A 24,825-nucleotide genomic window follows, 5' to 3' on the forward strand; every position below is an offset into this window, starting at 1 on the left:
ACCAATATTCCTTCTGTTGTTGATCGCACCAAAACAAAAGAACTTTTGCGTCACGAAAGATAGGGTCCCTCTGCGAGGGCCGGCTCTCACGAGCTGGCCCTCGCATTGTTTGTTGTGGGAGGAAAGGTCTGGAATAGAGAATGCACCCTGTGTTTCAGCCCTTGGGGGCGGCGGCGCAGCCGCGGGGAAAGAAAAAATCCCCGTTCCTGTAAAAAGGAACGGGGATTTGTGTTTTTATGAAGCTCTGCTGTGGATCAGAAAATCAGGCTATGAGGCAGTTTGCATCATACCAGGCCGCAGGCCGGGAGCCTTCCTAAAGAGGCTGAGACCTGACCGCTGGCAGGGCCTTGTGAAGTTCACAGCAGTTGGTGGTACCAGTTGAAAGTCTTTTGCATCCTTTTCTTCTAGAAAAGGATGGAGGTTACTCGTGGGCGCGGGTGGCGATTTCGTCGCAGACCTTCTGGATGAAGGCATCCAGCTCCATGGTGGTGGTTTCGCCCTTGCGGTCACGGACCGAGACGTTGCCGGCCTCGGCTTCCTTGGCGCCCAGAACCAGCATATAGGGCACGCGGTCCACCTGCTGGGCCTCGCGGATCTTGTAGCCGATCTTCTCGTTGTCGCTGTCCAGAGCAACGCGGATGCCGGCGGCAACCAGCTTCTCGGTGACCTCGGTGGCGTAGTCCAGGGTCTTCTCCGAGACGGGCAGGACCTTGACCTGGGTGGGTGCCAGCCAGGTGGGGAAGCGGCCCTTGGTCTCCTCGATCAGGTAGGCCATGAAGCGGTCAATGGAGCCCAGGATGGCGCGGTGCAGGACCACGGGGGTCTTTTCGGTGCCGTCGCTGTCCACGTAGGTCAGGTGGAACTTGGCCGGCAGGCAGAAGTCCAGCTGGCAGGTGGACAGGGTGTACTCGGCGCCCACGGCGGGACGGACGTTGACGTCCAGCTTGGGACCATAGAAGGCAGCCTCGCCGATCTCCTCGGTGAAGTTGATGCCCAGCTCGGTCAGAACCTCGCGCAGAGCGGTCTCGGCGTGATCCCACATGGCGTCATCGTCGTGGTACTTCTTCTTGTCGGCGGGGTCGCGCAGGGACAGCACGCAGCGGTAGTCGGTGATGCCGAAGTCCTTGTACACCTCGAAAATCAGGTCACAGACGGCGGCCACTTCGCTCTTGATCTGGCTGGGGGTCACGAACAGGTGGGCGTCGTTCTGGCAGAAGTGACGGCCGCGCTCGATGCCCTTCAGGGTGCCGCTGGACTCATACCGGAAATCGTGGGCGATTTCGCCGATGCGGATGGGCAGCTGACGGTAGGAATGGGGCCGGTTGGCGTAAATCATCATGTGGTGGGGGCAGTTCATGGGACGCAGGACGTAGCTCTCGCCCTCCATCTCCATGGCGGGGAACATGTTCTCACGGTAGTGATCCCAGTGGCCGGAGGTCTTGTACAGGTTGACGGTGCCGACGCAGGGGGTCATGACGTGCTGATAGCCCCGGGCGCGCTCCTTGGCCTTGATATAGTTCTCCAGCTCCTGCCAGACGGTGTAGCCGTTGGGCAGGAACATGGGCAGGCCGCGGCCCACCAGGTCGTCGGTCATGAACAGGCCCATTTCCTTGCCGATGCGGCGGTGATCCCGGGCGCGGGCTTCTTCCTGCTGCTTCTCCCAGGCTTCCAGCTCCTCCTGGGTGCGGAAGGCGACGCCGTTGATGCGGGTGAGCATCTTGTTGTCCTTGTCGCCCTTCCAGTAGGCGCCCGACTGCTGGGTGATCTTGAAGGCCTTCAGGGCCTTGGTGTAGGTCAGGTGGGGGCCGACGCACATATCAATGTACTCGCCCTGCTGATAGAAGCTGATGGTGGCATCCTCGGGCAGATCGCCGATGTGCTCCACCTTGAACTTCTCCTGACGGTCCTCCATCAGCTTGATGGCCTCGGGACGGGGCAGGATGAAGGCCTTGATGGGCAGGTTCTCCTTGACGATCTTCCGCATCTCTTTCTCGATGGCGGCCAGATCCTCGTCGGTCAGCTTGGTGTCGCCCAGGTCCACGTCGTAGTAGAAGCCGTTCTCGGTGGCGGGGCCATAGCCGAAGTCAGCCTCGGGGTACAGGCGCTTGATGGCCTGTGCCATGATGTGGGCGGCGGTGTGGCGCAAAACGTGCAGTTCCTGGTCCTGCGGGCACTCAGCAACGGTGCCGTCATTGTAAATGATCTTCATCGCAGTATTCCTTTCTCCAAATAGGGTTTGCATGGAAAATAAAAAAGCGCTTCATCCCGCAGAACGTATGCACGGGATGAAGCGCCGGTTATTCTTTGCCGGGAACGCTCCACGGTTCCACCCGAATTGCGCCGCCCAGGGGGCTGCGCCTCTCGATGTGCTGTAACGGGCACACCCGGCAGAGGTTCGCCTCTGCACTCCGCGGTGGTAGGGGGCGGGCTGCGCCAGGCTGCTTGCAGCACGCCGCATCGCTGCGGCGGCAGCCCTCTCTCAGGCGTCGCGGTTCTGCCCCTGTTTGTCCGCATCCGAGAGGGCGCCGGGGCCCTCTCACGCTTGGCCAGGATGAAACTGAGAAGATTGTAGCACACCTGCGGCAAAAATGCAAGCGGGCGGGGCAAAAACCTGTCTGCCCCAGCAAAACAGCCCCCGCCCTGTCGGAGGCTGGGGGCGGAGGCTGCTCTGCTTTCTGCATCTGGTAAAAGGAAAGAAAAAGAAGAAGGAGAACGCCCGCGCACCGTAACCCTTGCGGCAGGGGCCGCCTCTCAGAGAGCCCTCTATTCTCCCCGAAAAGCGGAAGGCGCCGGGCCGCGAAAACAAAAAGACGCTGACAGACTCCAGTCCGTCAGCGCCTTTGCTTTCGACGATGTCAGTATAGCTCGCTTTGTGCGAAATGTCAAGAACGGGCGCGGCGTTTTGGGACGTTTCACAGCGTCGCCAAAAGGCGGCCCCTGCTTTTCGCCAAAATGCCCAAGCCGGTCACTGGGCTTCCCGCTGGTCGGGATCGTCGGAACGGTCCGTCCCGGCGGACTCGCCGGCAGCGCCGGGTTTCCAGGGCCAGAAGGGACTGGACTCCAGTTCCGCCCGGCGCTCGGCCCGGCGTTCGTCGCGCTTGGCCTCGGCACGCTCGGCCCGCTCCGAGCGCATTTCCACCCGCAGCAGTATGCTCATCAGGGCGCGGGAACCAAAGGTTGCCACCAGCAGAAGGACGGCGTCCAGGCTGGGCAGCAGGATGGTCTTGGAGACCTCGGCCGCCATCAGGAACTCCAGCGCCGTAATCAGGCCGGTACTCATCTCCAGGTGATAGTCGTAGTCGTCGTGGAACAAAACCACCCGCAGATAGTGGTAGGTGGTGCGCAGCAGGCTGACCACGATGATGAGCAGGCCGATCAGCTCGGCGATGCCGGAAATCAGAGGGACAGAGACGGCCAGGGCGGTCTCCATCCCGGAGTCCATTTGTTCAAAGAGTTGCAGCATGGGTTAGCGGTTATCCTTTCTGGGTGTGGGGTGGAATCGGAGGGTCAGAGGCTCAGTCCAGCAGGGTCTTGACGTAGTCGGCCAGCTCCTGATCCTTGCAGGCGGGGAAGAACAGCTCGCTGAAGTGCTCGCCGGCCACAGCGCCCTTGACCAGAGCGGGGTCCAGGCCCTTCAGGCAGTCGATCAGGGGCTTGAAGTTGTTGGCGCGGACGCCGTCCAGGATGATCTTGTTCCGCTGCTCGGGCTCGCGGCGCTCCTTGGGATAGCCCTGGCCGTGGCCGAAGCCGAACAGCTTCTCGAAGATGTACTCCAGGTTCAGCTCGCCGCCCCAGCCGAAGCCCTTGGCGAAGGGCAGAGCCACAGCGTTGCCGTCGTTGACGTGGGCAAAGGTGTAAGCGTCCACGGGATCTTCCACGTGGCCGCAGATGACGCCGGGGAAGCTGTTCAGGGCCAGCATGGCGCCCTCGCCGGTGCCGCAGCCGGTGATGACATAGTCGGCGGCGCCGCTGTTCAGCAGGATGGCGGCCAGGATGCCGTTCTGAACGTAGGTCAGCTGGGCGGCATCGTCGGCGGCGTACATGCCGTAGTTGACCACCTCGTGGCCCATGGGCTCCACCACCTTCTTGAGGGCGGCGAGGATGATGCCGTTCTTGGCGGCCTGGCTGTTTTCGTTGATGAGTGCGATTTTCATAGGGATGAACCTCCATTTCCCGGCGCTGTCCACTCCCGGGACGGCGCGGCTTTTTTCCTACGTCCCAGTGTACCGGTTTTGGACAGGAAAGTCAATGCCATGCATCCAACAAACAAAAAGCGCCGCTGCAAAGGCAGATGCAGCGGCGTGGTTTGGGGGTCATTCGGCCTGCACCATGCAGTCAAAACCGGTGCAGTCGGGCTGGCACCAGGCAGCGTGGCGGCGCCGGCGGGCATGCCGTCCGGCGGGCTGGCCCTGATAGGGACAGTCGTAGGAAACGGCACAGCAGCCGGCAGCGCGATGGCAGCATCCGCCGTCGATGCCGGCCAGGTTTTCCGCCCCGATGGGGGCGCAGTGGGCAGGCAGATGAAGGACCGAAGATTTCATGGAACATCCCTCCTTGGGTCTTCTCTGACTCTATTATAATGGACCGCAGACCGGCCCTGCAAGGCGTCCGCTGTGGAAAAACAGATGAAATAAATTGCACCCATCAAACATGTAGATGCAGGCGGCTCATGGATCAGCGGGCCGCCCGGCGGCCCGGCGCAAAAATCGAAAAAAGGACGTATCGAATGAAAAATTCTGGGTGTTGATTGACACAATCTGCCCCCTGTGATAGAATCAAACCATACCGAGACGTATGCCGCGGCAGCTTTTTCGGGCTGCAGGGCCGGTGTAACATAAGAAACGTGAAGGAGGACATCCTATGTCTTGCAAAATCTCCCGCAGAAACTTTATGAGGTGCGCCGGCATAGGCGCCCTGGCTTTGGCCTCGTCCAGCCTCCTGGGCGGCTGCACCAAGTTTGACGCCGAGTATGGCCTGGGAGAGACCGTCACCTGGACCGACAAAAATGGCGGCACGGTTTCCATGAAGATTGCCGAGGCCTGGGAGGTCACCGCCTCCAACCACACCGATGTGGCGTCCAACTATCAGCTGAAGGTGGAGGACGGCCAGCGCTATGTCTATCTTCGGATCGAGATGACCAACACCACCGACGCCGACATCGAGCTGTACAACAAGCGCTACAGCTTCGACTGGTTCGAGACCAAGTACACCGACGAAAAGGTGCGGGATTACTTCTACCGCTGGGAGAAGAACGCCGAGGAAACCAGCGAGTATCCCACCTACCCCAACGCCAACCGGATGGTGAAGGCCCCCGCTGTCATCTGGGGCTACAACAACGGCATGTACCTGAACGACGGCAAATTCGGCGCTGTCTGCTACACCGGTTCGGCAGGCCAGCCCCGCAAGGAGAATACATACGCCAAAGTCCCCAAGGGCGCTTCCCACATTGACTGCATCGGCCAGATCACCGAGAATCTCCAGACCCTGCGGATTGTCTACCGCCTGGAGAACAAGGAAGTCAACTTCGTCATCTATCCCAATCAGCTCACCTGATGAAGGCGGAACCGGTCCCTCTGGGGGTCCGGTTTCCCGGGAAAATCAAAAGGGAATACAAAAAGAAAAGCTGCGGCAGGGCCAAAACCCTGCGGCAGCTTTTTTGGTATTCAGGACTGGGATTCGTCGTCGTCCTTCCGGCGCAGGCGCTCCCGCAGAGCGTCCAGGGAGAGGTGACGGCGGCCGTGGCGCATCCGGGGGAAGGCGTGGAGCAGACGGCCGGCGCCAAAGAAGGAGCCGTGCTGCATCTGGGCCCGCATCTGGGCCTGCATTTCCTCCGAACGGGCTTCCAGCTCGGCCCGCAGGTCTTCCAGCTGGAGCAGCTCGGCGGCCCGGTCGGTGGCCCGCTCCACGGTGCCGGCGGCAGCCAGACGGGCCGCTTCGGCGGCCTCCATGGCGTTCAGACGGGCCAGCTCGCCGGCCCGGCGGGCGGCCTCGATGGCCTCGTCCGCCTTGTCACGGGCGGCACGGGAGGTGCGGCGGATCTCCTTGGCCGACAGCTTTTCGCCTGCGGTCCGCAGCTCGGCCTGGGCCAGCTTGATCTGGAGACGGCTCTCGTCCAGCTTCTGGTCGGCGTCCAGGGCGGTGGAGCCGATCAGGTCGGTCATCACATCGCTGATGTCGTGGATGCCGTCCGCAATCCGCTCCAGAGCTTCCAGCTCCTCCGCCAGGCCGGTGGCGGTGATGGTGGTGACCACCAGGTCCACGCCGTACAGGATGTACAGCAGGGCAAGGATGATCCAACCCGCGGTGGTGGGCACCATGCCCACCACCGCGGCAATGGTGGGGTGGACCAGCTTCATCATAAAGACGGCGCCCAGGCCCCAGTAGAGGGAGAATTCCAGGCAGATATAGCCGCCCAGGTTGAAGGGCCGGTCGGTGTAATCCCACCAGCGGGTGTGGTAGATCTTATACAGCAGCCAGCCGCCCGCCAGCTCGATGGCGCTGGGAATGATGACGCCTCCGATGAACAGCAGGAGATTGTTGTTCAGCAGCGGGGTCAGGAAAAACAGCATGGTCAGCATCCCGAAACCGTAGATGGGGCAGACCGGGCCGTTCAGAAAGCCGCGGTTGACCAGCTTGCCGGTGGTGACGGCGGCATAAGCCACCTCCAGCCCCCAGCCCAGGAAAGAGTAAATCAGGAAATACGCTGCGATTTGATACAAGGTGAATCCAAAGATCATAAGACAGCCTCTCAAAAAAGCCGGTTATTCCTCGCTGCCGGAGGCAGGGGCTTCGGCGTCGTCCTCGTCCTGGCCGCCGCGGCGCTTGGGTTCCACCCAGGTGACGCTGTCGTCGCCGGGGATTTTGCGGGCGATCAGGGCTTTGATGTTGATGCCCATTTCGGTGAACATCCCCTCGTGCTCGGTGCGGATGTTCCAGGCCGGCTCGTTCTCGTGGAGATCGTAAGTCTGCCAGGTGATTTCGTAGCCCGCCGCAGGGAAGTAGGCCAGGCTGTCCCGGAACAGGTCATCGTCGTCGGTCTTGAAATAGATTTCCCCGCCGTCCACCAGAAAATCCCGGTACTGGATCAGCTGCCGGGGATGGGTCAGGCGGTGCTTGTTGGAGGAAGCGTTCTTGCTCCAGGGGTTGCAGAAGTTGATGTAAATCCGGCTGACGGTGTCCTCGGGGGTAAACAGATTGCGAATCCGCTCGATGTCGGCGCTCATGATCCGCACGTTGTCGATGGGACGGTTGACGGCGGCATAGGCCGCCTCGATTTTCCGCTTGGCCAGAATCAGCACCTTGTCGGTGATGTCGATGCCCAGATAGTTGTTTTCGGGGTGGGCGGCGGCCAGCTGGGAGATAAAGCCGCCCTTGCCGCAGCCCAGCTCCAGCACCAGGGGCAGTTCCGGGTTGGCGAACTGGTTGTGCCACTGGCCCTGCAGGTGGAAGGGGTCATGGATGTGGAAGTCGGCGGCGAGCAGCTCGGCCCGCGCGTAGGGCTTGAAACGCATGCGCATAGGGTTATACTCCTTGTTTTATGGATTGATGATTTTACGAATGGGCTGCATTCTGCAGGAAGGCGGCCACTTCTTCCGGCCCGGCGGAACAGCTGCCCTGGCAGATGCCGGGCTTTCCGCCGCCCCGTCCGCCGCAGGCGGCGTTGAGGGCCTTGGTGAGGGAACGGACGTCCCCGTCCCGGCGGGCCAGACAGTAGCCGCAGCCCTTGTCGGTGGGGGTGAGGGCGGCGCACAGGCCGTCGGTGGCTTCGGTGAGCCGCACCGCCAGCCGGTGGAGCCCGTCGGGGTCCAGACCGGCCACCGTCCGGATGGCGTCCTCGTGGGGTCCCACCGCTCCGGCCAGCGCGTCAAAGAGCTGGCCGCACAGGCCGTACTGGGTGTACTTGAGGGCGGTGAGTTCGGCGTGAACCCGGCGGACTGCGTTGGCCGTCTCGGCGGGCTTGGCGCTCAGCAGGGCCACAATGGTGCTCTGGCGGTCCTGCATGGCCTGGACTTCGGCCAGAGCCCGGCCGCCGCAGACCACCGACAGCCGCATCCCGCCCTTGTAGTGTTCCGCTGCCAGAATCTTGATGAGACCCACCTGGCCGGTGGTGGCGGTGTGGGTGCCGCAGCAGGCGCAGACGTCGGCCCCGGGAATGGTGACAATCCGCACCTGGCCTTCGATCTCCTTTTTGCTGCGGTAGGTCATGTGGGCCAGCTCCTCCCGGCTGGGATAGCTGATCTGGACCGGCAGATCCCGCCAGATAAAGCGGTTGGCCTCCGCCTCGGCCTGGCGCAGCTCCTCGGGGCTGATGGGGACGCTGGTGTCCATCCGCACCGCCTCGCTGCCGATGTGAAAGCCCACATTCTCGGCCCCAAACAGCCGGTGCAGGGTTCCGGACAGGATGTGTTCGCCGGTGTGCTGCTGCATCTTGTCAAACCGCCACTCCCAGTCAATCTGCTGGTGGACGGGGACCCCGGCTTTGGCGTCGGGGGGCAGGAGGGACACAGTGTGCCAGATGATGCCCTCTTTTTCGTGGACGTCGGTCACCGGCAGGACGGTGCCGTCGGGCAGGGTCAGGGTACCCCGGTCGGCGGGCTGGCCGCCTCCTTCGGGATAAAAGACGGTGCCGGTCATGGCAATGCGGCCCCCGCCCTCAGCCAGAGGCTCGGCGGCCTCAATCAGGGTGTCCGCCTCGGCGCGGTAGGGGTCGGCTTCGTAAAAACGTTCGGTTGGGTGCATGATGGATTTCCTCTCTCTGAACAGCGGGAAACGGCAGACAAAACCAATGGGCGCGAAGCGCTGTCATTTAGGTCAAATAGCCTATTTAAGGCTATTATACCATGTCCGCCAAAGCGGACAAAAACAAATCCGCGCATCGCGCGCACTTCTTGGTCAAATGGCTGCTCTTGCAGCCGTTATACCATGTCCGCCAGAGCGGACAAAAACCAATGGGCGCGAAGCGCTGTCATTTAGGTCAAATAGCCCGTTTAGGGCTATTATACCACGATTTTTGCCTGTGGAAAATAGTTACCGGTTGTGATATCATAAAATAGACAGGGCCGCGCATAAAAGGGCGGCACGTTTGAAAAAAGAGAGGAACGGAACATGCGTGAAAGTGGAATTTTGATGCCGATTTCCAGCCTGCCCGGCCCCTACGGGATCGGCTGCTTCGGCGCAGAGGCTGTGAAGTTTGTGGATTTTCTGGCGGCGGCAGGCCAGAGCATCTGGCAGATTCTGCCCCTCAGCCCCACCGGCTACGGGGACAGTCCCTATCAGAGCTGTTCGGCCTTTGCCGGCAACCCCTATTTCATCGACCTGGAAGCCCTGCAGGCCGAGGGCCTGCTCACAAAAGAGCAGCTGGAGGAAGCCGACTGGGGCGAAGCCCCCTGCGTGGTGGACTACGGCGCCCTGTACAACAGCCGCTATGAGCTCCTGCGGGCCGCTTATAAGGCATGGCAGGCCAAGTGCGTCGGCGTCCATGGCTGCGAGACGTACTACCCCGACGACTATTACGCCTTCACCCTGACCCAGGAGGACTGGCTGGACGACTACGCCCTGTACATGGCCCTCAAGTCGGAGCAGAAGATGAAGCCCTGGACCGAGTGGCCCCGGGAATACCGTCTGCGGGACGCCGAGGCCCTCCGCCGCTACGCCGCCGAAAACCAGGATGAAATCGGCTTCTGGAAGTTCCTCCAGTATGAATTCAGCAAGCAGTGGAGCAAGCTGAAAGCCTACGCCAACGCCAAGGGCATCAAGATTCTGGGCGATATGCCCATTTACGTCTCGGCCGACTCGGTGGACGCCTGGGTGGGCGGCAGTCTCTTTGAGCTGGACAGCGAGGGCCGTTTTGCCCGGGTGGCCGGATGCCCGCCGGACTACTTTGCCGCCGACGGCCAGCTGTGGGGCAACCCCCTCTATGACTGGGACTATCACCGCAAGACCGGCTTTGCCTGGTGGATCAAGCGGGTGCGCTACGCCACCTCGATTTATGACCTGGTGCGGATTGACCACTTCCGCGGGTTCGACACCTATTGGGCCATCCCGGCTTCCAGCGCCACCGCCAAGACCGGCAAGTGGGAGCAGGGCCCCGGCATGGAGCTGTTCCACGCCCTGGAGAACGCCCTGGGCCAGCTGCCCATCATCGCGGAGGACCTGGGCGATCTGACCGACAGCGTCCGCCAGCTGCTGGCCGACAGCGGCTTCCCCGGCATGAAGGTGCTGCAGTTTGCCTTCACCGGCGGAGACAATGAATACCTGCCCTACAACCACATCAAGAACTGCGTGGTGTACCCCGGCACCCACGACAACACCACCATCACCGACTGGTGGGAAAACGTGGCCACCAAGACCGAAAAGCGGAATGCTGCCGCCTATCTGCACCTGACCAGCTACCTCAAGCCCACCGCGGCCCAGGCCGCCCTGGTGGAGCCCGCCGAGGCCCGTCAGGCCATTCTCCGGGCGGCCCTCAGCTCCCCGGCGGACCGGGCCATCATCGCCCTGTACGACTGGCTGGGCCTGGGCGCCGAGGCCCATCTGAACACCCCGGGCCGCCTGGGCGGCAACTGGGCATGGCGGGCCAAGAAAGGCTTCGACACCGCAGCCCTGGCCGAGCGAATCCGCCAGGAATGTGAGGTAAGCTGCCGTACCCGGGAGAATCTTTTAGCAGAATGACAAAATTTCCGCAATCCGGGGGGAAAGTTGCCCCCGCGGCTGGAAAATAGATCCAGTCCGTGATATAATTTACATATGCTGGTTATTTAGACAAGCTGGCAAATGGATGGGCAGAGGGCCCGTCTGAGGGAATATGCAGCCGCCTTGGAGCGTGGGGAGCAAAGCCGGACGGAGGGATTTTGCCGCCGCGGCCCATGAAGAAGGACCGGCGCACAGCGGGGGAAACAGCGATGAAAAAAGGATGTACGGTGCAGGACCTGCAAAGGTTGACCGAGGCTTTACAGATGGTCTTTGAGGACGTCAGCGTTGTTGCGCTGCCGCCCGAGTCCGAGGAGCATTGGCAGGATGACGCCATGCAGGTGAGTTATGAGCAGGGGGGCGGCCAGGTGAGCTGTGTGCTCCGCCGCTGCGTCAAGGTGGATGGAGCCAGCTATGGCATCCAGATGAGCGCGCCCCTGGCGGGCAACACCCTGCCCGAGGACCGGATGACCGAGCGGGAGCGGGAACTGGTGCGGGAGGACCTCAACCGGGACTTCCTGACCGGCGCTTACAACCGCCGCTATGTGGAGACGGTGTTCAGCCCCCGGCTGGATGAAATCCTCCAGGCCGGCGGCCAGGCCGCCGCGGCGCTGGTGTCGCTGGACGAGGCCGACCGCCTGCGGTACGCCCACGGGCAGCCCTCTCTGGACCAGATCGTCTGCACCATCGTCAACCAGTGGAAAAAACACTACGACGTGCCCAACAGCCGAGTGGTCTGCCGCCTCCACGGCGGGATTCTCCTGATTGTCTGCGAGGGAATGACGGCGGCCCAGCTGGAGGAAGAAGTCCGGCAGCATTACGCCTCCATGCCCTGCAGCTGCATCGCCGGCACCGGCATGATGAGCCGGGTGGCCTTCACCCTGTCCATCGGCGTGGCAGGCACCGCTGAGCTGGCCGAGGGCCAGCGCAGCTGGGAGAACCTGTACCACCTGTGCGACAAGCGGCTGTGTGCCGCAGTGTCCAGCGGCGGCAACTGCATCTGCGCCCGGGACTGATATCAAACCTTTATCCGGCCGGAACGGCGTCTGCCCTCCGGCCGGATTTTTTGCGCCCCGAAACCCACGGTATAAAAGCCTCCTTTTGGTACACACTAGGAACCAAAGTCCCCCCTTGCGGGGGCGTTCCCAGACCCAAAAGGAGGCTTTTTCGATGGAACACCAGAAAAACGACAACCTGAATATGCTGGAGGCGGTCATCCAGAACACCGAGATGGGCAAAAATACCCTGGCCCAGATCCTGCCCATGACCGACGATGCCCGGTTCCGCGCCGAACTGATTCGGGAGCGGAACGGCTATCAGGAGCTGAGCCAGGAGGCCCACAGCGACATGGAGGCCTGCGGCGGCCAGGCGCAGGGCCAGTCCGCCTTTGCCAAGATGAACACCAAAATGGGCATCAGCATGAAGACCCTCACCGACAAGTCCACCCGGAACCTGGCCGAGATGCTGTCCGAGGGCAGCAGCCAGGGCGTGATGGACTGCATCAAGTGCCAGAAGGATTATCCCAACGCCGCCCCCGGCACCAAACGGCTGATGCAGCGGCTCCAGGACTTTGAGGAGGACAACCGCATCAAGCTGGAACAGTTCCTGTAACAAGACCCAAAGAAAGGCGCAGCCTCCCGGTGTGGAAGGCTGCGCCTTTTGTCGTATGAATGATGGGGCGGGGGATTACAGCCGCTGGATCATGGAGGCCACAATCCGGGTGGCGGTGGCTACATATTCCGCAATGCTGAATTTCTTCACCACCAGAACCTCGTGGCCGTCCTCGTCGGCGTTGTCGCTCATGGCCCGCAGGATGACGCAGGGAACGTTGTTCTTGGCCGCAATCTGACTGACGGCGGCGCCCTCCATCTCCACGCAGTCGGGGTCACACTTGGCGGCGATGGCCTCCTTGGAGGCGCTGTCCCCGATGAACAGGTCGCCGGTGGCGATCTTGCCGGTGATGTACCGGACCCCGGCCTCGGCGCAGGCGGCTTCGGCCGCTGCAATCAGGGCGGGATCGCCGTGGTATTCCTTCAGATAGGGGGGATTCTGGCAGATCATGTCCAGCTGAGCGTCATGATACAGCACCGTTCCGCCGATGACCACGTCGCCGATGCCGATTTTGCTGGTCATGTTCCCGGCGATGCCCGAGAAGATGATCTGCTGGGCGGCGTATTTGGTGATCAGGACCTGGGTGGTGGCGGCGGCGTTGGCCTTGCCCATGCCGGCGCAGCAGACCACCACCTGGCGTCCGGCCAGGCTGCCGCAGTGATACTGCACGCCGCCGTAGTCCTCAACCTGCACGTCGGTCAGGCGGGCGCAGAGCTGGTCCACCTCGTCGGGCATGGCGCCCATAATGCCGATGACCATTGCGTCCACCTCCTTAGACGTTGAACAGGAACTCGATGACGTCCCCGTCCTCCACCACGTATTCCTTGCCCTCGGTGTGCTGCATGCCCTTGGCCTTGACGGCGGCATAGTCGAAGTTGTTGGCCTCCAGATCGGCGTAGTGGATGACGCTGGCCCGGATGAAGCCCCGCTCAAAGTCGCTGTGGATCTTGCCGGCAGCCTGGGGAGCCTTGGTGCCGCGGCGGATGGTCCAGGCGCGGCATTCCTTCTTGCCGTCGGTCAGGAAGGAGATCAGGCCCAGCAGGTCATAGCTGGCGGTAATCAGGTTGTCCAGGCCGCTGGACTGGATGCCCATTTCGGCCAGGAAGGCTTTCTTTTCCTCGGGGCTGTAGTCGGCGATGTCCTCCTCGGTGCGGGCGCAGATGGGGATGACCTTGGCGCCCTCGGCGGCGGCCCGCTGGGCCACCAGGGGAACATACTTGTTGTTCTCGATGCCCTCCATCAGGTCATCTTCGCCCACGTTGCAGGCGTACAGCACCGGCTTGGCGCTCAGCAGGCCCATCTCGCGCAGGACGTTCTTCTGGTCGTCGCTGGTTTCGTCCCAGTCAAAGCTGCGGGCGGGCTTGCCCTCGGCCAGATGGGCGGCCAGCTGTTCCAGCCAGGCAGCCTCAGCGGCTGCGCCCTTGTTGTTGCCGCTCTTGGCGGCCTTGGCCATCCGGCCGGCCCGGTTCTGAACCACTTCCAGGTCGGACAGGATCAGCTCATAGTCGATGACGTCGATATCCGAGATGGGGTCCACGGCCTCGGCGCGGGTCACATCCTCCACCACGTGGATGATATTGTCGTCGTCAAAGCAGCGCACCACATGGACCAGGGCGTCGCATTCCCGGATATGGCCCAGGAACTTGTTGCCCAGGCCGGCGCCCTGTGCAGCGCCCTTCACCAGGCCGGCGATATCCACGAACTCCACAATGGCGGGAGTCTTTTTGTTGGTCTGCCAGATTTCGGCCAGCTTGTCCAGCCGGCTGTCGGGCACCGCCACGATGCCGCTGTTGGGCTCGATGGTACAGAAAGGATAGTTGGCGGCCTCGGCGTTGCGGGTCGAGGTGATGGCGTTGAACAGGGTGGACTTGCCCACGTTGGGCAGGCCGACGATACCTAATTTCATACGATAATGCTCCTTTATAGCAGGCTGCGCCGTCTGCGGCACAGCGCCGGATTTTGCGTTCCTCCTCATTATACTGAACCCTCGCCCCAAGCGCAACCTACTTTTTCGAGAAAAAGTAGGCAAAAGGCAGCTTTGGCTCGGCGCGTCCTGCGGACGAAACAGCCGAGCCGAAGCTGGCGCCGCGCTCCGATTTTTGCAAGTGCCCGCCGTGGCGCGCCGCAAAAACCGGCTAAGCGCAAGAGGCACAAACGTAGAGAACGAGCCGAAGCGTAAAGGCCCCGCGGAAGTGTCGGAGACCCGGAAACTGTATGGTACCCAGTGAAGCTTTTTCACGAAAAAGCCGGAAAGTTCTTTATTTTGTCATATCTGTTCCGTATAATAAAGCTATATCGCAAAATGTAAAACGCAGGGGGAAGAAGATTTTGCGCGCTGCGCGCCCGCTGCGATGGGAATGGCTGGAGGAATATACCATGGCAAACGAAAAGATCCTCGTCGTGGACGATGACCAGAATATCTGTGAGCTGCTGCGGCTCTACCTGACCAAAGAGGGCTTCCAGGTCACCCTCGCCTCGGACGGTGAGGACGCCCTGGAAAAGTACGCCCAGATCAAGCCGGATATGGTTTTGCTGGATGTCATGATGCCCCGGCTGGACGGCTGGGAGGTCTGCCGCCGCATCCGCAAGCAGGGCGATACCCCTGTGATTATGCTCACCGCCAAGGGCGAGACCTTCGATAAGGTCCTGGGCCTGGAGCTGGGCGCCGACGACTATATTGTCAAGCCCTTCGACAGCAAGGAAGTGGTGGCCCGCATCAAGGCGGTGCTGCGCCGGTGCGCCGGCGGCGCGGCAGCTGAAAAGCCGGTGGAAGGCGTGGTGGAGTTTGACAACCTCCGCCTGGATATGAACAGCTACGAGCTGAAGGTCAAGGGTAAGGTGGTGGAGGCTCCCCCCAAGGAACTGGAACTGCTGTACTGCCTGGCTTCCCACCCCAACCGGGTGTATACCCGGGATCAGCTGCTGGACGAGGTTTGGGGCTTTGAGTACTACGGCGATTCCCGCACCATCGACGTCCATGTCAAGCGCCTGCGTGAAAAGCTGGCCGGCGCTTCCGACAAGTGGGAGCTGAAAACCGTCTGGGGCGTGGGATATAAATTCGAGGTGCGTCAGTAATGCGCAAAAGCATATCGGTGGCTTTCTTCTCCACGGTGGCCACCCTGCTGATTCTGGCGGTGGCCGTCATGGGTCTGTCCCAGCTGGTCCTGTTCAGCAAATATTTTGCTGAGGAGCGGTTTGATACCCTGGACGACGTGGGCGACCTGGCCGGCCGGACGGTAGGGTATTTCTGGGACGACCTGACCGAGAGCGAGAAGATGGAGAGCGTCGTGGGTCAGGTGGACCTGATCGGCGAGAGCGCCAACGTCTATATTTTCTTTACCGACACCGAGGGCAAGGTGGTTCTTGCTTCCAACAGCAACCACCTGACCCGGGAAAACATTCCCCCGGAGGTTCTGGCCAATGTGGCCGGGGCCGAGGAAGGGGTATACCACGAGCTGGGCAAGATGAAGGGCTCCTTTGACGAGGAGTTCTATGTCTCGGCGCGGCCGATTCTGAGCAATTCCGAGACCGTGGGCTATATCTTTGTCTGTGCCTCGGGGCAGATGCTGGATGATTTTGTGGGGCGGTTTGCCTCCAACTTCTTCCTGTCGGCCTGCCTGATGCTGATTTGCGCCAGCGTCCTCACCATGTTCATGATGCGCAGCCTCACCGAGCCGCTGCACCGGATCAGCGAGGCCGCCCAGAAATTCGGCGGCGGTGACTTTTCGGTCCGGGTGGAGGACGTGGACGGCGACGGCGAAATCGCCGATCTGGCCCGCACCTTCAACACCATGGCCGCCAACCTGCAGCAGATTGACACCTCCCGGGGCCAGTTTATGGGCAACATCGCCCACGAGCTGCGCACCCCCATGACCACCATCAAGGGCTTCATCGACGGCATTCTGGACGGCACCATCCCGCCCGAACTCCACAACCACTATTTGCAGCTGGTGTCCCAGGAGACGGGCCGTCTGGCCCGGCTGGTCCAGAATATGCTGGACCTGTCCAAGCTGGAGTCGGGAGAATACCAGGTCAACGCCCGGATGTTCAACATCTGGGAAACCCTCACCGGGGTGGCCCTGTCCGCCGAACAGCGGATCAATGACGGCCAGATTGACCTGGAAGGCCTCACCATGGACGAGCGAGTGCTGGTGTACGCCGACCCCGACCTGATCCATCAGGTGGTGTATAACCTGCTGGACAACGCCATCAAGTTCACGCCTCCCGGCGGGGTGATCCGGTTCAACGTCGAAAAGCTGGGCCCCGAGGCCGAAATTTCCATCTGGAACAGCGGCCAGGGCATCGCCGAGGACGCGCTGCCCTTTGTGTTTGAGCGGTTCTATAAAGAGGACCAGTCCCGCGGCCTCCATGCCCGGGGCGCCGGGCTGGGCCTGCATATCTGCAAGGTGCTGGTGAACCTGGCCGGCGGACAGATTCGGGTGGAGAGCAAACAGGGCGAGTGGTGCCGGTTTGTCTTTACCCTGCCGGTGGAGGTGCCGGGCCGCGGCGATCTGCTGAAATTGTCCGACGACACCACCCAGGCCGGCCCCGCCCGGCCGGCGCAGTAATTCCGGGCCGGCGGACGGGCAGAGTGGACGGTCCGGCGCGAAATTTGGACCCTGCTCGGCGGGCTTTTTGGTCCGAAAACAGGGGATTTTGTGGAAAATCTGGGCATTTGATCCGATGAATTTACGTCATTTCCGTGAAAAAGACGGCGTCGGGTTTGATTTTTGTGCCGTTTTCGTGTACACTAAAATGTAAGCTGCGCATGGTGCGCCGCCAACGAAACGGAATACAAAAAACTGATACAACGGAGAGTAAACATACCATGGCGATCATCAGTCCATCGATTTTATCTGCCGACTTCTGCCGTCTGGGGGATGAGTGCCGCATGGCGCTGGAAGCCGGAGCCGAAATGCTCCACTTTGACGTAATGGACGGACACTTTGTGCCCAACATCAGCTTCGGCGTGCCGGTGCTGGCCAGCCTGCACCGGGGCATCCCCAGCGCTTTCTTTGATGTGCATCTGATGATCAGCCATCCGCTGTCCTATGTGGATGCCTTTGCCAAGGCGGGCGCCAGCCTCATCAACTTCCATCTGGAGGCCGAGGACGACCCGGCTGCTGTGCTGGACGCCATCGAGGCAGCGGGCTGCAAGGCCGGCATGACCATCAGCCCGGGCACCCCGGCTGAAAAGCTCTTCCCCTGGCTGGACCGGCTGGACCTGGTCCTGGTGATGGGGGTGGAGCCTGGCTTTGGCGGCCAGAAGTTCATGCCCTCGGCCCTGGATAAGCTGGCCGCCCTCAAGGCGGAGCGTCAGGCCCGGGGCCTGGAGTTCCTGCTGGAGGTGGACGGCGGCGTCAACGCCGAGACGGCTCCTCTGTGCACTAAAGCCGGCGCGGACGTGCTGGTGGCGGGCAGCGCCGTGTTTGCTGCGGCTGACCCGGCTGCTGTGGTGCAGGCCCTGGCGGCGGTGTAACTCCGTTCGGATGAGGATGACCAATGGAAGAAACAACAAGAAAAGAACAGGAGGCGGCGCTGGCCCAGACGGGCCGGTATTATAAGCACATCTGCTGGATGGCGCTGCCTCTTGTCTGCATGTCGGCCTATCTGTATGGGCCGCGGCCGGTCGTGATGTGCCTGGTGGCCCTCCTGACCGGCAATTTGTGCGACCGTCTGGTGGCGGTGCTGCGCCGCCGCGTGTACAGCGCCTCCGACTGGTCCAATGAGAGCTTTGCCCTCGTCATCGCCCTGCTGATGCCGGCGACGGTCAGCTGGTATGTGCTGGTGGTGGCGGTGGTGGCCGGCGTCCTGCTGGGCAAGGAAGCCTTTGGCGGCTACGGCAGCTACCCCTTTCATCCCGCGGCTGTGGGCTATGTGGTGGTGGCGGTGTCCTGGCCGGAACAGGTCTTTCTGTACCCCCAGCCCTACGCCAATATCCCCCTGTTTGACACCTCGGGGGTCAACCTGGTCAGCGGCATGAGCAATACCCTGCGCAACGGCGGCCTGCCCACCGTAGGGTCTTTGTCCCTGTTTCTGGGTGAGTTCGCCGCCCCGCTGGGCAGCGGCGCCGTCCTGATTCTGCTGGCCTGCGGGCTGTTCCTCTGCACCCAGAAAGATATCCGGCTGCCGGCTGCCCTGAGTTTCCTGGCGGCCTGCGCTGTGATTGTCTTTTTGTTCCCCCGCCAGGCCGATCTGGTCCACACCGCCGTGTGGGACAGCGTCTGGCAGCGTCTCAATCTGGTGAAATACGAACTGGTCAGCGGCGCCACCCTGTACAGCGCGGTGTTCCTGATCAGTGAGCCCTATACCTGCCCCCGGCGCAAACTGGGCCAGGTGCTGTATGGGGCTTTGCTGGGCTGCGTCAGTATGCTGTTCCGCTATGTGGGCGTGTACGAGACGGCGGTCTGCTTTGCCATCCTGATGATGAACGGCCTGGCCGGCTGGCTGGACCGCGTGGTGGAGCGGCTGTACCGCCTGCCTGAAAACCGGCGGGCCGGCGGGAAGGAGGCTGCCTTATGAAACAGAGCAAGGCGGAAGTCATCCTTCGTGACCCGGGCAAGTACGCCCATCACGACCGCATCTTTTTGAATAACCCGGTCATCATGCAGGGCATGGGCCTGGCCCCGGTGGTGGTGCTGGCCACCACCGGCCGCAACGCCCTGATGCTGGCGGTGGCGGTGGCTCTGCTGCTGACCCCCTCCCGCGTGGTGAGCTTTTTCCTCAGCAAGCTGGTGCCCCTGGAGGAGCACGCCAGTGAGGAAGAACTGCGTGCCAAACTGCTGCCCCGCGGCCTGATTTATTCCGGCACCGCGGCGGTCATGTATCTGCTGTTTTACCCCCTCATGAGCCGTCTGTTCGGGATGGAACTGCTGACCCTGGGCATCTATCTGCCCATGCTGGTGGTGGAACCCCTCATCATCTACCGCTACGGCCGCGTCCAGGAGACCCTGCGCAAGTCGGTGTCCAAGGGCCTGCGGGTGACGGTGGGCTATGCGGTGGTTCTGCTGCTGGTGGGCTGCGTCCGGGAATGGCTGGCCTCCGGCACCGTCTTTGGTTTTGCCGTGACGGCCAATACCGTGCTGCTGCCCCTGGCCTCCATGCCGGCGGGCGGATTCATCCTGCTGGGCGTCCTCAGCGCCATCTGGCGGGCCCTGGCGGCCCGGTATCGGGCGTTCCTGGCCAATGAGGCCCGCAACCAGGTGATTGTCAACCATCAAAAGGAAGCGAGGGGAGAACCGTGAATACTGCCATCTTTGCACCGGCCGGCTCTCTTTCCGAGGCGCTGACCATCTTCTTTGGCTACGCCATGATGGCGGTTCTGGCCCAGAATGCTGTTTTTACCCGTGCACTGGGCGTCTCCCGCCTGGTGCAGCTGGTGGGAGACGAGCGGACCAACAGCGTCCTGTTCGGTATCCTGCAGTGCATCACCCAGCTTCTGCTGGCCCCGCTGGCCTGGTATGTGGGCGGCATGGCTGCGTCGTTTGGGCTGGGAGCAGCCTCCCGGCCTCTGGTCTATCTGGCCTGTATTGCGGTGGTCAGTGTGGCCGAAATGGTCTTTCTGCATCTGGTCAAGCTGCCCTGGCAGCGTCAGCTGCTGCGGATTCTGCCGCTGGCCTGCCTGAATACCTGTGTGCTGGGCACCCTGCTTCTGGGCCGGACCCAGAGCTTCAGCCTGCTGCAGTCCATGGGCTTTGGCCTGGGCAGCGGCGTGGGCTATCTGCTGGCGGTGCTGCTGGTGACGGAAGCCCAGAACCGCCTGCGCAGCCAGGCGATTCCCGCGGCCTTCCGCGGGATGCCCATTACCCTGATTTACATTGGCGTGCTGGCGCTGGCCATTTACGGCCTGACCGGCCACACCGTCATCCTGTAAACCGGGCCGAAGGCGTTTTCTGTTGGGGACACGGCCCGGGAACCGGGCTGGCTTAGAACAATATTTCACGAACGGTGGCAGGAAAAATTGTTTCCCGCCTGTAAGGGAAAGGTGAAGGAACCATGCCGAAGAGAAGGCGGAACAAAAAAGTCAAGCGGTATCACCGCAGCTTTTACAGCCGGGGAATGAAGATCAAGAAGGCCCTGGGCATCCTCGTGCTGGCCGTGGTGGTGCTGGGTGTGGCCTGGCTGGCCGCGCCCTATGTGTTGGACTGGGCCACCCATACCTGGTACACGGTGGTGCGGGACAGAGACCTGCCGTCCTCCTCCGAGGCGGCGTCTTCGGAGGCCTCGTCGGCCGCATCGTCCGAGGCTGCGTCCTCCTCGTCCCAGGCGGCCAGCTCGGCGGCTTCCTCCGAGGCGGCGTCCTCCCGGCCCGAGCCGGTGGACGGCACCGCCATTCGGGATGGCAGCTGGGCCACCGTCAGCCTTTCGGCGCTGGGGGATGAGGCATCCATCCGGGCCACCGCCCAGACCCTGGCCAGCCAGGGCGTGACCTATGCCCTGGTGCCCCTGAAAGACACCAACGGCTATATCTACTATGCGTCGGCGGTGCCGGCGGCCTCCGGCAGTGTGGCCGCCAGCGTGGTGGACCCTGCCCTCATCGCCTCCATCTTCAAGGAGGAGGGCCTGGTGCCGGTGGCCGGAGTGGCCGCCTTCCAGGACCCTGTGGCCAGCTACACCGACCGCTCCATGGCCATTCAGTACAGCGGCGACGGCAATTACCTTTGGTTGGATGCAGCCAATGCGGCCGCCGGCGGCAAGGCCTGGCTGAATCCCTATGCGGCTTCGGCCATCCAGTTTGTGGGAGATCTGGTGGAAGAACTGTACAACTGCGGCTTTGAACAGGTCTGCCTGTCGGCAGTGCAGTTCCCCCAGTCCACCTCCTCCAAACAGAGCTATGGCGAGACCGGCGGCGTGGGCCGCGACGGCCAGCTGGCGGCGGACATTGCCGCATGGGACGCCCGGTTTGCGGGGCGGGTCACCCTGTGGTACGAATACCCTGTGTCCAGCTGCACCGGCGTCAGCTCCACCCTGGGGGCTCTGCCCGCCCAGCTGGGGGTGAAGAATCTGGTCATCAGCCTGCCGGCCGGGGAAGCCCAGGATCCGGCCCAGCTGGCCCAGACCGTCGCCCAGATGAAAGAGCTGGGGGCTCAGTACGTTGTCGTGCGGGACAGCGAGACCGGGAGCTTTTATTGATCTGACCCACAGTTTGGGTCTTTTGTGAGAGGGAGGAACCGAATCATGGAAAAAACGTCCTGCTTTATGCCGGCCCATATCCTTCTGCCCGAGGCATCCGTGCCCCTGGGACAGTGGGGCTGCATTGCCTGTGACCAGTTTACCAGTGACCGGGACTATTGGGCCAGCGCCGAGGCGGCAGCCGCCGGCGGCCCCAGCACCCTGCGGATGATCCTGCCGGAGGTGTATCTGGGGGACAAGGACCAGCAGGCCCGGGTGGATGAAATCCACCGGACCATGGAAGAATACAGCCGCAGCGTCCTGACCCGGGCGGTGGACGGCTTTGTCTACGTAGAGCGGACCCTCCAGAGCGGCCGGATCCGTCAGGGCCTGGTGGGCCGGGTGGACCTGGAGGCGTACAACTACCATCTGGGCAGCCTGTCCCTGATCCGGCCCAGTGAGCACACGGTGGAGGAGCGGATCCCGCCCCGGATGGCGGTCCGCCGCGGCGCCTGCCTGGAGACCCCCCATGTGATGATGCTGGCGGACGACCCCGATCAGCTGCTGATTGAGCCCATCGGCCGCCAGAAGGATCGGCTGCGCCCCCTGTACGAAGGGGAGCTGATGCTGGGCGGCGGCCCGGTGGCCGGCTGGGCGGTGGAGGACCCCGCCCTGATCCGGCAGATCGAGGAGGCCATGGCGGTTCTGAGCAGCCAGGAGACTTTCCTGGCCAAGTATCCTGCGGCCCCCAATGACCGCCCCCTGGCTCTGGCCGTCGGGGACGGCAACCACTCCCTGGCCACCGCCAAGGCCTATTGGGAGGAAATCAAAAAGACCCTGACCCCCCAGCAGCGGGAAAATCATCCGGCCCGCTGGTGCCTGGCAGAGGTCTGCAATGTGCGGTCGGACGCGGTGGAAATCGAGCCGATCCACCGGGTTCTGTTCAACACCAGCTATGAGACGGTGCTGCTGAACCTGGTTACATGGAGCGATGAAAATATGGCGGGGGTCCGCTTCGGGGAGAACTTTGAACAGAAGCTCCGCCTGACCGGCCCGCAGGACGAGTGCGCCCTCAGCTTTGAAAACCCCACCGCCCCTCTGGGGGTGGGCACGGTGGACGAATTCGTGGAGTATTTCCTCGAAAACCACCCCGAGGCCCGGGTGGACTATGTCCACGATGAGGCCGCCGTCCGCTCCTTCTGCGCGAAGGAGGGGGCTGTGGGCCTGCTGCTGCCGCCCATGAAGAAAGGGGATATCTTCCGCGGCGTGGTGCTGGGCGGCGTGCTGCCCCGCAAGACCTTCAGTATGGGTCACGCCGAAGAAAAGCGGTACTACATGGAGTGCCGCCGCATCACCGAATAAACCATCCGGCGGCCGGGCCCAGGGCCCGGGCCGGGATATCCCTGCCTGTGTCATGCCCGTACGCACTGTGCCGTCCGGGCATGACGGATTTTTCACCTGTTTTCCCACACGCAACCAAGGAGTAGAATGACATTTCAAGAACTGAATTTATCCAAACCCATCCTGCGGGCGGTCGCCCAGGCGGGCTATGAAAAGCCGTCTCCGATTCAGGCAAAGGCCATCCCGCCGGTGCTGAAAGGCCGGGATCTGATGGGCTGCGCCCAGACCGGCACCGGCAAGACGGCGGCTTTCGCCCTGCCCATGCTGGATCTGCTGTCGGCCCGGCCCGCTTCCAACCCGGGGTCCATCCGGGCCCTGATCCTGACCCCCACCCGGGAGCTGGCCCTCCAGATTGAGGAGAGCTTTGGCCAGTACGGCAAGTACCTGCCCCTCCGCCACACCGTGATTTTCGGCGGCGTGGGCCAGGCGCCCCAGGTGGAACAGCTCAAGAAAGGGGTGGACATTCTGGTGGCCTGCCCCGGCCGGCTCAACGATTTGATCGGCCAGGGGCATGTAGACCTGTCCGGGGTGGAGATTTTCGTCCTGGACGAGGCGGACCGGATGCTGGACATGGGCTTTGTCCACGACGTGAAAAAGGTCATCGCCAAGCTGCCGGCGCGGCGTCAGAACCTGATGTTCAGCGCCACCATGCCCACCGAAATTGAGCAGCTGGCCGCCACCATCCTGCGGGACCCCGCCTTTGTGAAGGTGGACCCGGTGTCCAGCACGGTGGACCGCATCCAGCAGAGCCTGTATTTTGTCTCCAAGGCGGACAAGCGCCGGCTGCTGCCCTGGCTGATTCAGAATCTGGAGCCCCCTGTCCGCAATGCACTGGTGTTCAGCCGCACCAAACACGGGGCCGACCGCATCGCCCGGGACCTGACCAAGCAGGGAATCACCGCGGCGGCCATCCACGGCAACAAGAGCCAGAGCGCCCGTGTGGCGGCGCTGGAGGGCTTCAAGGCGGGCCGGACCAAGGTCCTGGTGGCCACCGACATCGCCGCCCGGGGCATCGACATCAGCGAGCTGTCCCATGTGTTCAACTATGACCTGCCCGAGGTGCCCGAAACCTATGTGCACCGCATCGGGCGGACGGCCCGGGCCGGGGCGGACGGCACCGCCGTCAGTTTCTGCGCTCCTGAGGAGCGGGAGTACCTGGCGGGCATCGAAAAGCTGAACCGCAAGAAAATCCCGGTGGTGAGCGGACATCCCTGGGACAGCCCTCAGCCCCAGGAACCCCAGAAGGAACCCAAGGCGGCGCAGCCTGTCCGGCCGGTGAAGGTGCGGCAGGTGCAGCCCCTCAAGATAGAGAAAGAGGAGACCATCATGGACGAAACCAAAAAGACCGCTCCCCGCGCCAGCGAAGGCGGGGAGAAGCGTTCCCGTTCCCGGCGCGGCCGGCGGGACGGCGGCCGCGGCAAGCAGCCCGCCCAGGGCGGCCAGAATCCGCAGCAGCCGAAATTTGACCCTCACTTCCTGACCGGCGCCGAGACGGCAGTTCTGCCGGCCAAGACGGTGGCGGGCTCGGGGGAGAAGCCCCGCACCGCCATCCAGCCCCAGAACCCCAATGGCCGCAGCGGCAAGGGCAACGCCCAGAACGCCCGGCCCCAGCGGGAAAAGCAGGCCGAGGGCCGCAAGGAGGACAAGGAGAGCCGTTCCAACCGGAACGCCTCCAAGGGCAATGAGGCACGCAGCGCCGAGCAGCGGACCGCCCGCGGGGAAAAGGAGAACCGCCCCGCCGCCCAGCCCAAGGCGTCCGCCCCCAAGAACGCCCCCGCCGACCACGGCGCAGGCCGCAGCCAAAACAGCCGGAACAATTCCGGCCGGGCCCAGGCTTCCAGCCAGCCCAAGGGCCGCGGCAGCCGCAGCCACGAAAGCCACAGCGACGACCCCGGCCTGGTGCTCATCAGCCGCCGGCCGCCCCAGCAGAAGTTCTCCAGCTTTGAGGAGTATATGGAGGCCCACGGCGGCGCCACGGCGCCCATCGAGGACCACAGCCAGGATTACTGAGAA

22 protein-coding genes are annotated in these 24,825 nt (G+C 62.8%); 13 read left to right on the forward strand and 9 right to left on the reverse strand.

All coding sequences use genetic code 11. The features are described 5' to 3' along the window. Nucleotides 1–421: 421 nt before the first annotated feature. The 4 genes from thrS to B5E67_RS12230 form a co-directional block, all read right to left on the reverse strand. On the reverse strand, nucleotides 422–2,209 hold the full coding sequence (gene thrS, locus B5E67_RS12215) for a threonine--tRNA ligase (protein WP_087248001.1): 1,788 nt from the start codon (nucleotides 2,207–2,209) through the stop codon (nucleotides 422–424). A gap of 756 nt (nucleotides 2,210–2,965) precedes the next feature. Next, a complete protein-coding gene (locus B5E67_RS12220) occupies nucleotides 2,966–3,463 on the reverse strand; it encodes a DUF1622 domain-containing protein (protein ID WP_087385518.1) in 498 nt (165 codons plus the stop codon). A 52-nt stretch (nucleotides 3,464–3,515) separates the two neighbouring features. Continuing rightward, a complete protein-coding gene (locus B5E67_RS12225) occupies nucleotides 3,516–4,154 on the reverse strand; it encodes an RpiB/LacA/LacB family sugar-phosphate isomerase (RefSeq protein ID WP_087366730.1) in 639 nt (212 codons plus the stop codon). 159 nt (nucleotides 4,155–4,313) lie between these two features. Then, complete coding sequence (locus B5E67_RS12230; RefSeq protein WP_087247995.1) at nucleotides 4,314–4,541, reverse strand: hypothetical protein; 228 nt, start codon at nucleotides 4,539–4,541, stop codon at nucleotides 4,314–4,316. Between the two features lie 319 nt (nucleotides 4,542–4,860). On the opposite strand from B5E67_RS12230, the gene B5E67_RS12235 reads away from it, so the two are divergent. Then, a complete protein-coding gene (locus B5E67_RS12235; RefSeq protein WP_087366726.1) occupies nucleotides 4,861–5,553 on the forward strand; it encodes a hypothetical protein in 693 nt (230 codons plus the stop codon). 110 nt (nucleotides 5,554–5,663) lie between these two features. On the opposite strand, the gene B5E67_RS12240 is transcribed toward B5E67_RS12235, so the two are convergent. From B5E67_RS12240 to B5E67_RS12250, 3 genes are read right to left on the reverse strand one after another with little or no spacing between them, the layout of a single operon-like run. Next, entirely contained in the window at nucleotides 5,664–6,737 is a 1,074-nt protein-coding gene (locus B5E67_RS12240; protein WP_087385519.1) for a putative ABC transporter permease, read from the reverse strand. Nucleotides 6,738–6,761: 24 nt separating this feature from the next. Beyond that, nucleotides 6,762–7,517 carry a tRNA (guanosine(46)-N7)-methyltransferase TrmB gene (trmB, locus tag B5E67_RS12245; protein WP_087385520.1) on the reverse strand — a complete coding sequence of 252 codons (756 nt, stop codon included), beginning with the start codon at nucleotides 7,515–7,517 and terminating at the stop codon, nucleotides 6,762–6,764. Nucleotides 7,518–7,551: 34 nt separating this feature from the next. Continuing rightward, on the reverse strand, nucleotides 7,552–8,739 hold the full coding sequence (locus B5E67_RS12250; protein WP_087385521.1) for an alanyl-tRNA editing protein: 1,188 nt from the start codon (nucleotides 8,737–8,739) through the stop codon (nucleotides 7,552–7,554). Nucleotides 8,740–9,105: 366 nt separating this feature from the next. On the opposite strand from B5E67_RS12250, the gene malQ reads away from it, so the two are divergent. The 3 genes from malQ (at nucleotide 9,106) to B5E67_RS12265 (ending at nucleotide 12,300) form a co-directional block, all read left to right on the forward strand. Beyond that, nucleotides 9,106–10,671: a 4-alpha-glucanotransferase gene (gene malQ, locus B5E67_RS12255; protein WP_087385522.1), complete on the forward strand. Its 1,566-nt coding sequence runs from the start codon at nucleotides 9,106–9,108 to the stop codon at nucleotides 10,669–10,671. Nucleotides 10,672–10,901: 230 nt separating this feature from the next. Further along, complete coding sequence (locus B5E67_RS12260) at nucleotides 10,902–11,705, forward strand: GGDEF domain-containing protein (RefSeq protein WP_087385523.1); 804 nt, start codon at nucleotides 10,902–10,904, stop codon at nucleotides 11,703–11,705. Nucleotides 11,706–11,859: 154 nt separating this feature from the next. After that, on the forward strand, nucleotides 11,860–12,300 hold the full coding sequence (locus B5E67_RS12265) for a hypothetical protein (protein ID WP_087247981.1): 441 nt from the start codon (nucleotides 11,860–11,862) through the stop codon (nucleotides 12,298–12,300). A 75-nt stretch (nucleotides 12,301–12,375) separates the two neighbouring features. Here B5E67_RS12265 and B5E67_RS12270 read toward each other — a convergent pair whose 3' ends face one another. Together B5E67_RS12270 and ychF are read right to left on the reverse strand one after the other, a co-directional pair. Beyond that, entirely contained in the window at nucleotides 12,376–13,059 is a 684-nt protein-coding gene (locus B5E67_RS12270; RefSeq protein WP_087247979.1) for a 5'-methylthioadenosine/adenosylhomocysteine nucleosidase, read from the reverse strand. Between the two features lie 13 nt (nucleotides 13,060–13,072). Continuing rightward, nucleotides 13,073–14,206, reverse strand: a complete 1,134-nt coding sequence (gene ychF, locus B5E67_RS12275; protein WP_087247977.1) for a redox-regulated ATPase YchF — start codon at nucleotides 14,204–14,206, stop codon at nucleotides 13,073–13,075. Nucleotides 14,207–14,676: 470 nt separating this feature from the next. On the opposite strand from ychF, the gene B5E67_RS12280 reads away from it, so the two are divergent. From B5E67_RS12280 to B5E67_RS12320, 9 genes are all read left to right on the forward strand, one after another. After that, nucleotides 14,677–15,375, forward strand: a complete 699-nt coding sequence (locus B5E67_RS12280; protein WP_087247975.1) for a response regulator transcription factor — start codon at nucleotides 14,677–14,679, stop codon at nucleotides 15,373–15,375. Beyond that, nucleotides 15,375–16,868 (forward strand): ATP-binding protein, encoded by a 1,494-nt coding sequence (locus B5E67_RS12285; protein WP_087385524.1) that lies wholly within the window; start codon nucleotides 15,375–15,377, stop codon nucleotides 16,866–16,868. Before B5E67_RS12280 ends, B5E67_RS12285 begins: the two co-directional genes overlap by 1 nt. 260 nt (nucleotides 16,869–17,128) lie before the next feature. Then, on the forward strand, nucleotides 17,129–17,779 hold the full coding sequence (gene rpe, locus B5E67_RS12290) for a ribulose-phosphate 3-epimerase (RefSeq protein ID WP_087385525.1): 651 nt from the start codon (nucleotides 17,129–17,131) through the stop codon (nucleotides 17,777–17,779). Nucleotides 17,780–17,802: 23 nt separating this feature from the next. Next, nucleotides 17,803–18,822 (forward strand): RnfABCDGE type electron transport complex subunit D, encoded by a 1,020-nt coding sequence (locus B5E67_RS12295; RefSeq protein ID WP_087247969.1) that lies wholly within the window; start codon nucleotides 17,803–17,805, stop codon nucleotides 18,820–18,822. Further along, the gene (locus tag B5E67_RS12300) at nucleotides 18,819–19,544 is read left to right on the forward strand and encodes an Rnf-Nqr domain containing protein (RefSeq protein WP_087247967.1); all 726 of its coding nucleotides are present in this window, start codon (nucleotides 18,819–18,821) and stop codon (nucleotides 19,542–19,544) included. The genes B5E67_RS12295 and B5E67_RS12300 overlap by 4 nt, the downstream gene beginning before the upstream one ends. Next, the gene (locus tag B5E67_RS12305; RefSeq protein WP_242956980.1) at nucleotides 19,541–20,173 is read left to right on the forward strand and encodes an Rnf-Nqr domain containing protein; all 633 of its coding nucleotides are present in this window, start codon (nucleotides 19,541–19,543) and stop codon (nucleotides 20,171–20,173) included. Before B5E67_RS12300 ends, B5E67_RS12305 begins: the two co-directional genes overlap by 4 nt. Before the next feature lie 122 nt (nucleotides 20,174–20,295). Continuing rightward, on the forward strand, nucleotides 20,296–21,432 hold the full coding sequence (locus B5E67_RS12310) for a putative glycoside hydrolase (protein ID WP_087385526.1): 1,137 nt from the start codon (nucleotides 20,296–20,298) through the stop codon (nucleotides 21,430–21,432). 45 nt (nucleotides 21,433–21,477) lie between these two features. After that, entirely contained in the window at nucleotides 21,478–22,773 is a 1,296-nt protein-coding gene (locus B5E67_RS12315; RefSeq protein ID WP_087385527.1) for a DUF1015 domain-containing protein, read from the forward strand. Between the two features lie 126 nt (nucleotides 22,774–22,899). Continuing rightward, complete coding sequence (locus tag B5E67_RS12320) at nucleotides 22,900–24,822, forward strand: DEAD/DEAH box helicase (RefSeq protein ID WP_087385528.1); 1,923 nt, start codon at nucleotides 22,900–22,902, stop codon at nucleotides 24,820–24,822. Nucleotides 24,823–24,825: the final 3 nt, after the last annotated feature.

The organism is Faecalibacterium sp. An122, from assembly GCF_002160895.1.
GTDB lineage: Bacteria > Bacillota > Clostridia > Oscillospirales > Ruminococcaceae > Faecalibacterium.